This is a genomic window from Janthinobacterium sp. 1L-D-8-B-C4 (assembly GCF_057291295.1).
The window spans coordinates 226,406-239,688 of sequence record NZ_JBXAVX010000003.1; the positions used below are offsets into that span (position 1 = coordinate 226,406).

The 13,283-nt window shown below is 66.3% G+C and carries 14 protein-coding genes; 5 read left to right on the plus strand and 9 right to left on the minus strand.

The window, feature by feature from the left end; genetic code table 11:
• Positions 1 to 4 precede the first annotated feature (4 nt).
• Positions 5 to 895 (minus strand): LysR family transcriptional regulator, encoded by an 891-nt coding sequence (locus AC0Z42_RS06870; RefSeq protein WP_485467495.1) that lies wholly within the window; start codon positions 893 to 895, stop codon positions 5 to 7.
• Positions 896 to 1,036: 141 nt separating this feature from the next.
• Between AC0Z42_RS06870 and AC0Z42_RS06875 the strand changes: the two genes are divergently transcribed.
• The 5 genes from AC0Z42_RS06875 (at position 1,037) to AC0Z42_RS06895 (ending at position 5,730) form a co-directional block, all read left to right on the plus strand.
• On the plus strand, positions 1,037 to 1,921 hold the full coding sequence (locus AC0Z42_RS06875; protein ID WP_485467496.1) for an MBL fold metallo-hydrolase: 885 nt from the start codon (positions 1,037 to 1,039) through the stop codon (positions 1,919 to 1,921).
• Between the two features lie 2 nt (positions 1,922 to 1,923).
• Positions 1,924 to 2,625 carry a DsbA family protein gene (locus tag AC0Z42_RS06880; protein ID WP_485467830.1) on the plus strand — a complete coding sequence of 234 codons (702 nt, stop codon included), beginning with the start codon at positions 1,924 to 1,926 and terminating at the stop codon, positions 2,623 to 2,625.
• Between the two features lie 115 nt (positions 2,626 to 2,740).
• Positions 2,741 to 3,802, plus strand: a complete 1,062-nt coding sequence (locus AC0Z42_RS06885) for a porin (protein WP_485467497.1) — start codon at positions 2,741 to 2,743, stop codon at positions 3,800 to 3,802.
• A 13-nt stretch (positions 3,803 to 3,815) separates the two neighbouring features.
• A complete protein-coding gene (locus AC0Z42_RS06890) occupies positions 3,816 to 4,880 on the plus strand; it encodes a mandelate racemase/muconate lactonizing enzyme family protein (RefSeq protein WP_485467498.1) in 1,065 nt (354 codons plus the stop codon).
• Between the two features lie 25 nt (positions 4,881 to 4,905).
• Positions 4,906 to 5,730 carry an alpha/beta fold hydrolase gene (locus AC0Z42_RS06895; protein ID WP_485467499.1) on the plus strand — a complete coding sequence of 275 codons (825 nt, stop codon included), beginning with the start codon at positions 4,906 to 4,908 and terminating at the stop codon, positions 5,728 to 5,730.
• A gap of 115 nt (positions 5,731 to 5,845) precedes the next feature.
• Here the strand turns inward: AC0Z42_RS06895 and AC0Z42_RS06900 are convergent, their stop codons facing one another.
• From AC0Z42_RS06900 to AC0Z42_RS06935, 8 genes are all read right to left on the minus strand, one after another.
• Complete coding sequence (locus AC0Z42_RS06900) at positions 5,846 to 6,622, minus strand: enoyl-CoA hydratase/isomerase family protein (protein WP_485467831.1); 777 nt, start codon at positions 6,620 to 6,622, stop codon at positions 5,846 to 5,848.
• A gap of 24 nt (positions 6,623 to 6,646) precedes the next feature.
• Entirely contained in the window at positions 6,647 to 7,534 is an 888-nt protein-coding gene (locus AC0Z42_RS06905; RefSeq protein WP_485467500.1) for an amidohydrolase family protein, read from the minus strand.
• Positions 7,531 to 8,103, minus strand: a complete 573-nt coding sequence (locus AC0Z42_RS06910) for a carboxymuconolactone decarboxylase family protein (protein ID WP_485467501.1) — start codon at positions 8,101 to 8,103, stop codon at positions 7,531 to 7,533. The genes AC0Z42_RS06905 and AC0Z42_RS06910 overlap by 4 nt, the downstream gene beginning before the upstream one ends.
• A 64-nt stretch (positions 8,104 to 8,167) precedes the next feature.
• On the minus strand, positions 8,168 to 9,388 hold the full coding sequence (locus AC0Z42_RS06915) for a CaiB/BaiF CoA transferase family protein (protein WP_485467502.1): 1,221 nt from the start codon (positions 9,386 to 9,388) through the stop codon (positions 8,168 to 8,170).
• A 55-nt stretch (positions 9,389 to 9,443) separates the two neighbouring features.
• Positions 9,444 to 10,064: a glutathione S-transferase family protein gene (locus AC0Z42_RS06920; protein ID WP_485467503.1), complete on the minus strand. Its 621-nt coding sequence runs from the start codon at positions 10,062 to 10,064 to the stop codon at positions 9,444 to 9,446.
• A gap of 40 nt (positions 10,065 to 10,104) precedes the next feature.
• Positions 10,105 to 10,869, minus strand: a complete 765-nt coding sequence (locus tag AC0Z42_RS06925; RefSeq protein WP_485467504.1) for a GntR family transcriptional regulator — start codon at positions 10,867 to 10,869, stop codon at positions 10,105 to 10,107.
• A gap of 90 nt (positions 10,870 to 10,959) precedes the next feature.
• Complete coding sequence (locus AC0Z42_RS06930; protein WP_485467505.1) at positions 10,960 to 11,736, minus strand: enoyl-CoA hydratase-related protein; 777 nt, start codon at positions 11,734 to 11,736, stop codon at positions 10,960 to 10,962.
• Positions 11,733 to 13,265 carry a 3-hydroxyacyl-CoA dehydrogenase gene (locus AC0Z42_RS06935; RefSeq protein WP_485467506.1) on the minus strand — a complete coding sequence of 511 codons (1,533 nt, stop codon included), beginning with the start codon at positions 13,263 to 13,265 and terminating at the stop codon, positions 11,733 to 11,735. Before AC0Z42_RS06935 ends, AC0Z42_RS06930 begins: the two co-directional genes overlap by 4 nt.
• Between the last annotated feature and the right edge of the window lie 18 nt (positions 13,266 to 13,283).

The following is a 13,283-nucleotide window of genomic DNA, read 5'->3' on the forward strand; positions in this document are numbered from 1 at the left end:
GTCATCAGGTCTCGTGCGCCGCAAACCACTCGGCCAGGAAAGCGAGCATGGTGCGGCTGATCGCCCTCGGGTGGGCGCGCGACATATAGATCGCGTGGATGCCCATCGAGTGGGGCTGGTAAGCGGGCAGCAAGGCCACCAGCTGCCCGCTGGCGATCAGCGGCGCGGCGGAAAACACCGGTTGCAGCGAAATGCCCGCGCCTTCCACCGCAGCCTGCAGCAGCACCACCGATTCATTCGCGCTCAGGCTGCCGCTGACCGGCACGCTGACGGTGGCGCCCGCATGCTCGAAGTGCCACAGGCTCTTGCCGAAATAGGTGTACGTCAGGCAATCGTGGGTGGCCAGGTCGGCGGCCTGGCGTGGCGTGCCATGCTCGCGCAGGTAGGCGGGCGCGGCGCACACCACCGAGTGGCAAATGCCCAGCGGGCGCGCGATTACGCCGGGGTCGAGCTGGTTGGTAATGCGGATCGCCAGGTCGATTCTTTCCTCGACCAGGTTGACGGCGCGGTTGTCGATGCGCAGGTCGACCGCCGCCTGCCGGTGCTGTTTCAGGTAGGCGGCGATCGCCGCCGCCAGGGTCGCCTGCGCCAGCGACTGCGAGCAGGCGATGCGCAGGATACCGCTCGGCTCCTCGTCGCCGGTGTCGCCCACGCCGGGCATCTTGTCGGCCAGCGACAGCAGTTCCTGGCAGCGCAGCAAGGTGATGTCGCCGGCGGCCGTCAGGTTGATGCGGCGCGTTGTGCGGTGGAACAGGCGCGCGCCGGCCCAGGTTTCCATCTCCGCCAGATAGCGGGTGACCATCGCGCGCGACATGTCGAGCAGTTCGGCGGCGCCGCTCAGGCTGCCGCATTCGGCGATGGTGACGAACACTTTCGCGGCAACGATACGGTCCATGGCGCGCTTCCTTTCAAGATGTTATCTGCTCGATTCAAGCAACAATCCATTGCATTCTAAGCGATTTATCGAACAGGCCGACACGGCTACCATGCTGTTGTCGCCCGCTGTCCGGGCCTGAACTGTTCAAAGGAAACCACCATGCACCGCCGCCACCTGATCGCCACCCTGTTCGCCGTTGGCCTGTCCACCTTGCTGCCGGCCGCGCACGCCGCCACGCCCCTGCAACTGCAAGTCTACAATCCGGGCGACAAGGCGATCTTCCCGGTCAGCTCGGTGATCGTCAGCGGCGAACGCGAGGCGATCCTGGTCGACGCCCAGTTCCAGCACAACGATGCGCTGGCGCTGGTCAGGCAGATCAAGGACAGCGGCAAGACCTTGCGCACCGTGTATATCAGCCATAGCGACCCCGATTACTACTTCGGCCTGGACGTCATCCACGCCGCTTTTCCATCGGCAAAAATTGTCGCCACGCCGCAGACGGTGGCCGCCATCAAGGCCAATATGGACGCCAAGCTGGCCTATTGGGCGCCGATCATGAAAGACAATGCGCCACGCTCGCTGGTGCTGCCGCAAGTGCTGCACGCGGACCACCTGACGCTGGAAGGCAAGAGCATCGAGATCAAGGGCCTGAAAGGCGCCAGCCCCCAGCGCAGCTATCTGTGGATACCGTCGCTGAAAACCGTCGCCGGTGGCGTCGTCATCAGCAGTGGCATCCACGTGTGGGTGGCCGACACGCAAACGCCGCAATCGCGCGCCAACTGGCTCGCCACGCTGGACCAGATCGCCGCATTGAAGCCGCAAGCCATCGTGCCCGGCCACTACCTCGGCACGGCGCCAGCAGGCACGGCGGCGCTGGATTACACGCGCAACTACCTGCAGGCGTTCGAAACGGCGGCGGCATCAGCCAAGGATTCGGCCGCGCTGGTCAAGGCCATGAAGGCGGCATTCCCGCAGGCCGGTGAAAGCGCTTCGCTGGAACTGGGCGCGAAAGTCATCAAGGGAGAAATGACATGGCCGCAGTAAGCCTGCCGGTGCTGCATTATGTGTATGACCCGCTGTGCGGCTGGTGCTACGGCGCCGCGCCCCTGCTGGACGCCGCGCAGGCGATCGACGGCCTGGCCATCGTGCTGCATGGCGGCGGCATGATGAGCGGCGCCAACCGCCAGAGCGTGAACGACAATCTGCGCCGCCACGTGATGGCGCATGACCAGCGCATCGCCCAGGCGACCGGCCAGCCGTTCGGTGATGCGTATTTTGACGGCTTGCTGCGCGACAGCGGCGCCGTGTTCGATTCGACTCCACCGACCACCGCCATCCTGGCCGCGCAGCAGATCGCCGGCCTGGGCCTGGCCATGCTGCACCTGATCCAGCACGCCCATTATGTGCTGGGCCAGCGCGTCGCCGATGCCGCCGTGCTGGCGGGTCTGGCGCGGCAACTGGGGCTGGAAGCCGGCCTGTTTGCCGCGGCGTTAGCACGCCTGGCAGGCGCCGCCACCGAACAGCACGTCGCACACAGCCGCGCCTTGCTGGCACGCCTGGGCGGGCAGGGTTTTCCCACCCTGGCCATCGAATATACCGATGGCCGCATGGTACCGGTCGACTTGGGCAACTGGCTGGGCCGTACCGAAGCGTGGAGCGATTATCTGCGCCAGCAGTTGCCCGTGCAAACGGCGCCCGGCCAGGTGCGCGGTGGCCCGGCTTGCGGTACCGACGGCTGCGCGATCTAGCCGCCGCTGTTGTTTTCCGTTCCCCCGATATCGCTTGACAGTGCCTTGCAGGCCGTCTACAGTCCAATTAAATCAATAGGTCAGCTAATTGACCTTTATAACAATGGAGACGTAGATGAAACAACAAATCCTGGCCCTGGCCATCCTGTCGGCCTGCTCGAGCATGGCCGCCGCGCAATCGTCGGTCACCATGTACGGCATGGTCGACATGGGGGTGGTGCGCGAATCGGGCGGTGCGGCCGGTTCCGTCACCAAGCTCACCAGCGGCGTGGAAAACGGTTCGCGCATCGGCTTTCGCGGCACCGAAGACTTGGGTGGCGGCAACTCCGCCATCTTCCTGCTCGAATCGGGCTTCCAGGCCGATACCGGCGCGATGGGGCAGGGCGGCCTGCTGTTCGGCCGCCAGGCTTATGTCGGCCTGGCCGGCAACTGGGGCACGCTGACCCTGGGCCGCCAGTACGCACCGAACTACACCACCATGACGACCGTCGGCGACCCCTTCGTGGCGGGCCTGGCCGGCGTGTTTTCCAGCGTGTTTGCGAACTCCGGCGCGCGCATGAACAATGCCGTCAAATACGTCTCGCCCAAATTCAATGGCCTGAGCGGCGAAGTGGTGTACGGCGCCGGCGAAGTGGCGGGCGACAATTCCGCTTCCAGCGTGGCCGGCGCGGCACTGGCCTACAGCGCGGGCGCCTTCAATATGCGTGTCGGCTACCACCACCGCGACAACGACACTGCCACCCTGAAAAACCAGGACGCGGCGCGCAATACCCTGCTGGCCATGAATTACAACTGGAAGGTGGTCAAGGGCTTTTTCGCCTATGGCATCAACAAGGGCCTGAACAGCTCGCAACTGTCGAACCCGAACGCCTACGGCATGGCGGTGGCGGCGCGCCCGAGCACCGACAGCCGCGACCTGCTGGTCGGCGTCACGGTGCCTGTCGGCCCTGGCCGCCTGATCGCCTCGTATATCCACAAGGACGACCGCAGCACCTTCAACCAGGACGCCTCGCAGTACGCGATCGGCTACAGCTACCTGCTGTCGAAACGCACCGACCTGTACGCCGCCTACGGCAAGATCAGCAACGAAAACGGCGCTTCCTACACCGTCAATTCGGCCATCGACACCGGTTCCGGCAACCGTGCCTTCAACCTTGGCATGCGCCATTTGTTCTGACCGGAGGCCTGCGATGACGATTCTTTCCGCCACCTTGCGCCCCTGCGTGCAGCCGCTGGCCGACCCCACCTGGACGTTTGCCCGCGCCACCGTGCCGCAGCTCGATGGCTGGGTGCTGGTGCTGGAGGACGACAATGGCATGCGGGGCCTGGGCTATGCCCACGCCATCCCGGCCATTACCGGTTCGGGCGACACCGTGCGCGCCGCGCTGGAATTGCTGCTGCCGCACTTGATAGGCCGCGATCCGGCGGCGCTGCGCCAGATCATGCTTGACGTTGACGCGCGCCTGGCGTTCTCCAATTCTGCCAAGGCGGCCGTCGACATGGCGTTGCACGACTTGCTGGCGCGCCGCCTGAACGTGCCGCTGCACGTGCTGCTGGGCGGCGCCGTGCGCGAGAGCGTGCTCCAGGCGCGCATCCTGGCCATCAAGCCGCCTCTGGAAATGGCGGCAAACGCGGCAAGGCTGGCCGAACAGGGCTACCGCCAGCTGAAACTGAAACTCAGTGGCGACAGCGCGCTCGACGTGGCGCGCGTGGCCGAAGTGCGGGCGGCCGCTGGCGCGGCAGTCACGCTGACGCTTGACCCGAACCAGTCGTATCGCGTGAAACAGATGATGGCGGCGTTTGCGCGCATGGAAAAGCACGACATCGCATTGATCGAGCAGCCCTTGCCGGCGTCTGACCGGGCCGGCATGAAGCTGCTGACCGACACCTTGCCGGTGGCGATCGAGGCCGATGAAAGCGCCGTGACAGTGGCCGACGTGCTGGCGCTGGTCAGCGATCGCATGGTCGACGTGATCAACCTGAAAGTGACCAAGCTGGGCGGCCTGCGCAACTTCCTGGCGGCCGTGCAGATCTGCGAAACGGGCAACGTCGCCTGCCGCGTCGGCGCCACCTTCGGCCCGGCGCTGCTGCAGTCGGTTGCCCTGCAGGCCGCGTCCTGCGTCGCCAGCCTGCCGTATGGCTGCGAGCTGGCCGAGCACCTGCACTTGCGCGACGATCCGTTTACGCCACTGCCGGTGATCGGCGGCGAAATGAGCCTGCCATCCGGCCCGGGCTGTGGGGTGGACTATGTCTAGAAGAATGCTGTTGAAAGGGATGCTCATGCTCACCATCGGTGCTGCTTCATCAGCGCAGGCGGAGCGCAGCCGCGTGCTGCTGCAGGAGGGCGAAACGCGGATCGACGTGATTGTGGACGGCAGGGCAGACGGCGAGGGCGACGCCATCGTGTTGCTGCCCTCGTCGCAGCGCGGCAGCGATGATCTCGATGCGGTGGCCGAACAGCTGGCGGCGCGCGGCATGCGCGTGCTGCGCCCGCAGCCGCGCGGCTTTGGCGCCAGCCGGGGCGAGATGAAGGACCTGACCCTGCACGTGCTGGCGCAAGATGTCGCCACCATCATAGTCCAGCTCTGCGCCGGCCGCGCCATCGTCGCCGGCCACGCCTACGGCCACTATGTGGCGCGGGTGGCGGATCTCGACCATCCGCAACTGGTGCGCGGCGTGGTGATGCTGGCCTCGGCCAGCGCCAGCGCCGACGCCACGCTGCCCAAGGCGCTGGACGTCGCCGCCGACAGCGCCCAGCCAGAAGCATTGCGCCTCGATGCCCTGCGCCGCGCTTTTTTTGCGGCCGGCAACGATCCGCGCCCGTGGCTGGAAGGCTGGCAGCCGGAACTGGCGGCGCTGTACCGCAAGGCCGCCAAGACCCCCGCACGCTCGACGTGGTGGCCGGTCAGCCATGCGCCCGTGCTCGACCTGCAAGGCGAAGACGACCCCTGGCGCCCGCGCGCCAGCGCGTCGGAAGTGAAGGACGCGCTGAAGGAAAAGGCGACGGTGGTGGTGCTGCCGCATGCCAGCCATGCGCTGCCGGTGGAGCAGCCGGCGGCCGTCGCGAAAGCGATTGCCGATTGGGCGGCCAGCATTCCTCGTTAATCACGTCGGATTAGCGAGGCGCAGCCTCGCGTAATCCGACAACATTGTTGGCGCCGCGGGTGGTGTCGGATTACGCGCTATGCGCTAATCCGAACTACGTCCTTCGATGTATTTTTTACCGTCCCTGGAATGCCGGCGCACGCTTTTCCCTGAATGCCGCCTGCGCCTCTTTCGCGTCCTCCGTCAAGCCGATCGCCGCCGTCATGTCCTGCTCATACCGATACCCATCGCGCAGGCTCATGTCTTCGATGACGTTCATCGTGTGCTTGCCCATGCGCGTCGAGACCGGGCTCTTGGCGGCGATGGTGGCGGCCAGCGCCAGGGCGGCCGGCAGCAGTTCTTCCGGCGTGGTGCATTCCTCGACGATGCCGAGGCGGTACAGCTCTTCGCCGCCGACGCGGTAGCCGGTCAGGGCCATGCGGCGCAGGCGCGAGTGGCTGAACAGCCGCATCGCATGGCGGCAGCCGCCCAGGAGGCCCACGTCCACTTCCGGCAAGCCCAAGGACGCCTTGTTCGAGGCGATCAGGATGTCGGACGAGGCCACCATCGCCAGGCCGGAACCGAGCGCGGCGCCGTTGATGGCGGCAATCACGGGCTTGGTGCATTCGCGGATCGCATGGAAGCATTCGCGCGTGCGGCGCGAGTGGGCCATCAGGTCGCCCGGATGCCTGATGTTCTCGGCACGGCCTTTCAGATCGGCGCCGGCGCAAAACACCTTGCCGGCGCCGGTCAGCACCACGGCGCGGATCTCCGGCGTTTCCGAGATGATGTCGAGCGCCTGCGTCAACTCATCGTTCAGGATGCGCGTCAGCGCGTTGACGGGTGGGCTGTCCAGCGTCAGCACGGCCACATGGCCGTCGATGCGCACGTTCAGCTGGGTGTAGTTATCCATGTTGTACATGTCAGTTTCCTTGGTTCAGGTGTCGAAGCCGTACAGCGCGGCCGGATTGTCGACCAGGATGGTGTGGCGAATGGCCGCATCGGGCACCCACTCGGCAAACAGGTCGAGCAGCTGGCCGGCGTCCGGCGACTGCTCGCCCATGCGCACGAAAGGCCAGTCCGAACCCCACAGCAATCGCTGCGGATTGGCCGCCACCAGCGCCTCGTGGAACGGTTTCAGGTCGGTATAATCGGGCGCCATTTTCGACACGCGGCACAGCGACAGCTTGATCCAGATATCGCCAGCTTCCAGCGCCTTCAATACATATTGAAACGCCGGATCATCGACGCCGCGCTCTGTCTTCAAACAGGCCATATGGTCAAGCACCAGCGGTACGCCGTTGGCCAGCAGCGGCGGCAGCAAGCGTGCGTAATCGTCGAGCGGCGCCCACAGCTGCGCGTGCAGGCCGATGGCTTTCATCTGCGGCGCCATCGCCAGCAGCTGGTCGACACCGACGCTGCCCAGGTAAGGCTGGCCCTGCGGGTCGCGCACTTCGACGAAGCGCAGGCCGCGGATGCCGCCGTCATGCAGCTGCTGCAGGTGTTCGGGCGTGGCATCGCTGCCGGCCACGCCGATGCCGCGCAGGCGGCCATGGCTGGCGGCGATCGCATCGAGCATCGGTTTGGCATCGCTGCCATACGGTGCCGGCTGCACCAGCACGCCGCGCGCGGCGCCCAGGATGTCCAGCATGGCCAGGTGCAGCGGGGCCGGCGCCAGCGGCGGCGCGTAGCTCGATGGATGGGCCAGCGGGAACTGCTCGTAGGGGCCAAACACGTGGGCGTGCGTGTCGCAGGCGCCGGGCGGCAAGGGCTGGCGTGGCGGATTGGGCCGGCGCGGCGTGACGGTCTCGAATGGCGTGTTCATGCTTGCGCCTGCGGCAGTTCGGTCAGCACGCCGTCTTCGTTGCCGTCCACCGGATGCAGCGGCAGCGGTGTATCGATGTCGGGCAGCGGAATATGGTGGGCGTTCAGGGTCATCGCCACCATCGAGTAGTAGCCGATGATGGCCGTCAGTTCCACCGTGCCGGCTTCGCCGAACAGGGCCAGCACTTCCTGGTAGGCCGCTTCGCCAACCATGCCGCGCTGCAGCAGCTGGCGCGCGTATTCGTACACGGCGCCGTCCTTGATATCGTCAAAGAGCGGCGGCGCCGCCACCAGCAGCGCGTCGATGATGGACTGCGGCAGGCCGGCGTCCTGCGCGGCGGCGGCGTGGATATGCCATTCGAGCTGGCTGTTCCAGCGCCGCGCGGCGACCAGGATCGCCAGTTCGCTGGCGCGTGGCGAGATGCTGGTGCCAAAGCGCAGCAGGGCGCCCATTTTCTGCCAGCGGTCGGCAAGCTCGGGGTTGTGCAGGGCGGCGCGCAGCGGCCCGACCAGGCGCGCGCGCGGGCCCTTGATGATGTCCTGGTAGACCCGCAGCTGTTCTGCGTTCATGGTCTCCGGGGTAGGAAAGGAAATGCGTGTCATAAATTCTGGATCCTTGTGTTGGGCTGCGACGTCAGATTACGCCGTCGTTTTTCCATTGCGCGATGCGCTGTTCGTCAAAGCCGAGACCGGACAGCACTTCCTGCGTGTGCTCGCCCAGCAGTGGCGCGGCGCGCTCGAACACCAGTTCGGCCTGCGTGAAGCGCATCGGGCTGCGGATCTGCGGCACCGTGCCGGCGGTCGGGTGCGGCAGGTCGATGCGCATCTTGCGGTGCTTGACCTGTTCGTCTTCCAGCACCTGGGCGATGGTGTTGATCGGGCTGCACGGCACGCCCGCTTCGTCGAGCAGCGCGACCCAGGCTTGCATCGGCTTTTGCAGGAACAGTTCGGCCATCTGCGGCAGCAAGGTGGCCTGGTTGCGCACGCGCGCGCCGTTGCTGGCGTAGCGTTCGTCGCTGACCCATTGTTCGCAGCCGGCCACCTGGCAGAACTTGGCAAACTGCGAGTCGTTACCGACCACCAGCACGATATGTCCGTCGGCGCAGGCAAATACGTCCTGCGGCTGGATGTTCGGATGCTTGTTGCCGGTACGCTTCGGCGTTTTCCCCGACACCAGGTAGTTCATGCCCTGGTTGGCGATCGAGCCAACCATCACGTCCAGCATGCCGATGTCGATATAGTCGCCCAGGCCCGATTCGCTGCGGCGCGCCAGCGCGGCCAGCACCGCCACCGAGGTGTACATGCCGGTCATCAGGTCGACGATGGGCACGCCCACTTTTTGCGGGCCGCCGCCGGGCAGGTCGTCGCGCTCGCCCGTCACGCTCATCAGGCCGCCCATGGCCTGGATCATGAAGTCGTAGGCGGCGTTGTCCGCCTTTGGGCCACCCTGGCCAAAGCCGGTGACGGAGCAGTAGATCAGGCGCGGGTTGATTTCCTTCAGGCTGGCGTAATCGAGGCCGAACTTGGCCAGGGTGCCCACCTTGTAGTTTTCCAGCAGGATGTCCGACTGCAGCGCCAGCGCGCGCACGATCTGCTGGCCTTCGCTGGTATTGAGGTCGACCGTGACCGAGCGCTTGCCGCGGTTGGCGGACAGGTAGTAGCCCGATTCGCGCGTCTCGTTGCCGTCCTGGTCTTTCAGGAACGGCGGGCCCCAGCTGCGCGTGTCGTCGCCGACTTTCGGCCGTTCGACCTTGATCACGTCGGCGCCGAGATCGGCCAGGACCTGGCCCGACCACGGGCCGGCCAGGATGCGGCTCAGATCGAGCACTTTGATATGGGATAGTGGACCAGCCATGGAAAACTCCTGTATTGGGGGTGTGCGGCGGGCGGTATCGCCCGGCCGTTAAGAATCAGGTTTGCGCGTCGTCGGGCGCGGTGGCGATCACGGACGGGCGCTGCTCGAACACGGCGTGCCAGGCCGCCAGCACAGGGCGCGTGGCGCGCCAGCCCAGGTCCGGAAAACGGTAGTCGATATACGACAGCATGCAGCCGACGCTGACGTGGCCGATGTCGAAACCGTCCTGTGCCAGCGCGCCGGCTTCCTGCTCCAGGCGATCGAGCGAGCCATTGATCTTCAGCGAGAACGCGGCCAGCCACTCGGGCAGCTGCTGCACGGTGGTTTTCATGCGTTCCTGGCGCCACAGCAGCAGCACCGCCAGCATGCCGTCGGCCAGTGCCTGGCGGCGCAGGGCCAGCCAGCGGGTGGGGCCGGCCGGCGGGAAGAACGGCGCGCCGTCGTGCAGGCCGTCCAGGTATTCGCAAATCACGGGGGAGTCGTACAGGGGCTGGCCGTCATCGAGCACCAGCGTGGGGATCTGGCTCAGGGGATTATCGGCCAGGATGACGGGATTCGGCGTGGCCATCGCGGCCACCGAGCGTACATAATCGACGCGCGCTTCGAGGCCGGTTTCCTTGAGCAGGACGGTGACCTTGCGGACAAACGGCGATCTTGGGGACCAGTGAAGTTTCATGCCATTCCTTTTCAGTGTAGAAAAGCGATGGCCTCGACCATCACTTCAGTTTAATGTCGAGGCGAACCACGTCGCCCCGGTAAATTCCTTGTCCGACAAACACCAGGCAGCCGTCGCGGTCGACCGCCGAGCGGGCCACGTGGGCCACCGGCGCGTTCAGCGGCAGCTGCAGCAGCGCGGCCAGGTCCGGATCGGCCGAACCCAGGGTCAGCGTCTGGTGCGCCTCGGCGATTTCCAGCCCCGGCAACTCGCGCAGGATGCGCATCGAGGTCTTGGTCTCGAACGACTCCGGCGCGATGCGCTCGCACAGGCGCTCGTCGATATACACGTCGCCCAGGTAATACGGTTTGCCGTTGCGCCAGTGGCGCCGCCGCCAGTGCTGGTAGAACGGCGCCATGCTGCCGACCATCGGATCGGGCGGCGCCGGCGCCAGCCGCTGGCGCTGCGTCAAAATTTCAATCGTCACGCCATCGGGCGCAATCAGCTGGCCCGACCAGTCCGACGCCACTTCGCACCAGAACTGTTCCTGCGGCTTGCCGATCACGAACGTGCCCTTGGCGCGGTAGCGGGCGATCAGCTTTTCTTCCTCCAGCAAATCGAGCGCCTGGCGTACCGTGGCGCGCGCCACCTGGCACTCGGCCGCCAGTTCATCGACGGTCGGGATCTGCTGTCCTACCTGCCACTGTCCCGATTCCACGCGGCGCCGGAACAGGCTGGCCAGCTGCACATAGCGCGACGCCGCGCTGCGGCTGAAATCGATGGCGCCGGCTGCGCCGCCGGTGCCGGGTATTGGGGCTGCTTTCATCAAACTCTCTCAAAGGGGATAACACAGTGTTGTTATTATGACCCAATCAGTTGATGAACCAGCTTTTTGAACTATCGGACCGTTTTCCTGTCAGGCGCCCTGGAATTGCGGCGTGCGTTTTTCCAGGAAAGCGCGCATGCCTTCCTGCTGGTCCTCGGTATCGAACAACAGCTGGAAAGCCTTGCGCTCGAGCAGCAGCGCGCTTTCCAGTGGCGCGTCCTGGCCTTGCTGCACCACTTCGCGGATCGCGCGCACCGCCAGCGGCGGCATGGCGGCAATCGTGGTGGCCAGCGCCAGCGCGCGTGCCAGTGCCTCGCCATCCGGGCACAGTTCCGACACCATCCCGCAGGCGAATGCCTGGCTCGCGGTAATCGCTTCGCCGGTCAGCATCATGCGCAGCGCCTGGTATTTGCCGATGGTGCGCAGCAAGCGCTGCGTGCCGCCGGCGCCGGGCATGATGCCGACGCGGATTTCCGGCTGGCCGAAGCGCGCGCCTTCGGCGGCCACGATCAGGTCGCAGGCCAGCGCCAGTTCGCAACCGCCGCCCAGCGCATAGCCTTCGACCGCCGCGATCAGCGGTTTGCCGCTGTGGCGCAGGGTGGTGAACACCTGGTCGGTGGCGTTCAGGGTATGGCTGGTGGGCGTCATGTCCAGCATCTCGTCGATATCGGTGCCGGCGACAAAATAGCTGCCGGCGCCGGTCAGCACGATCACCTTGACGGCATCGTCCGCGCCCAGTGCCAGCACGAAGTCGGTCAACAGGCGTTTGACTTCCAGGTTCAGCGCATTGCGGCGCGCGGGGCGATCGATGGTGATGACGGCCACGCCCGGCGCGGCGATCGAAAAACTGACGGGTGCCTGGATCATAGTGCCTGCTCCCGGTAAAACGGCTGGCCGGTCAGCGCGCGGCGCGCCAGCAAGGGCGAGCTGCGATAGCGTTCTTCGCCATAGCTTGCCGTCAGGTTGGCCAGCACGCGCTGCAGTACGGCGGGGCCGATCGTGTCGGCCCAGGCCAGCGGCCCGCGCGGATAATTGACGCCATTGACCATCGCCAGGTCGGTATCCTGCACGCTGGCGATGCCTTGCTGGACCACCTCGGCCGCTTCGTTGGCCAGCATGGCCACGGTGCGCATCACCACCATGCCGGGCGCGTCGTCGATCACGATCACCTGCTTGCCCAGTGCCTGGAAAAAGCCCGTGACAGCAGCCAGCGCGCCGGCTGGCGCCTGGTCGGCGCAGGCAATCGCAATGGTGGTCGCTTTCGCATAATCGAGCGCCAGGTCGAACAGCACGGCCACATCGGCGTCAGCGTCGGCAGCGTAACGGGCGGTGGCGCTGCGGCCATCGCTCAAGGCCACGGCATGGCCGGCGATGCGCAGCAGGCCGGGGCCGGCAACGAAATTGACCGCGATGCCGGCCGCTTGCGCCAGCGCGGCCAGCGGCGCCGCCACGCCGAGGTCGCCCTCGACCACGATGGCGGCGGGCGCCGCTTCAAACGCGGCAACCGGCACGGCCGGGTTGACCGCATCAGCGCCATACTGGTAAAAACCGCTGCCGGTTTTCTTGCCCAGCCAGCCCGCGTCGACCAGTTCTTTTTGCTGCAAGGACGGGGTGTAGCGCGCGTCGCTGTACAGCGCGTCGTAGACCGAGCGGGTGACGGCGTAATTGACGTCGTGGCCGATCAGGTCCATCAGCTCGAAGGCGCCCATGCGAAAGCCGCCGCTGCCGCGCAGGATGGCGTCGATCGCCGTCACATCGGCCGCGCGTTCGGTCAGCAGGCGCAGCGCCTCGCCGTAAAACGGACGGGCCACGCGGTTGACGATAAAGCCCGGCGTCGAAGCGCAGCGCACCGGCACCTTGCCCCACGCCAGCGCGGTGGCGAACAGGGTGTCGGCCACGGCCTGCGCGGTGACCTTGCCACTGACGATTTCCACCAGCGGCAGCACGGGAGCGGGGTTGAAGAAGTGCAGGCCGGCCACCTGTTGCGGGCGCTGCAGGCGGGCCGCAATCGCGGTCACCGACAGCGACGAGGTATTGCTGGCGATAATGGCGTTCGGCGCCAGCAGCGCCTCGACCTCGGCCAGTACCTTGGCCTTGATGTCGATGTTTTCCACGATCGCTTCGATCACCAGCGCCGCCTTGGCCAGGTCGGCCAGGTGGGCGCCGCGCTGCAGCCGCGCCAGACGGTCGAGGCGGGTGGCTTCGTCGATCTTGCCCTTGGCCTGCAGGCGCTGGTAGGCGTCGGCGATCGAGGCGATGCCGCGATCGAGCGCGGCCGGCGCCGCGTCGTGCAGCACCACGTGGTGGCCGGCGTTCAGCGCCACCTGGACGATGCCGCTGCCCATGGCGCCGGCGCCGATCACGCCGATCAAATCAGTTGCTTGTAATGCGCTCATATCTTCTTCGCTTGATGT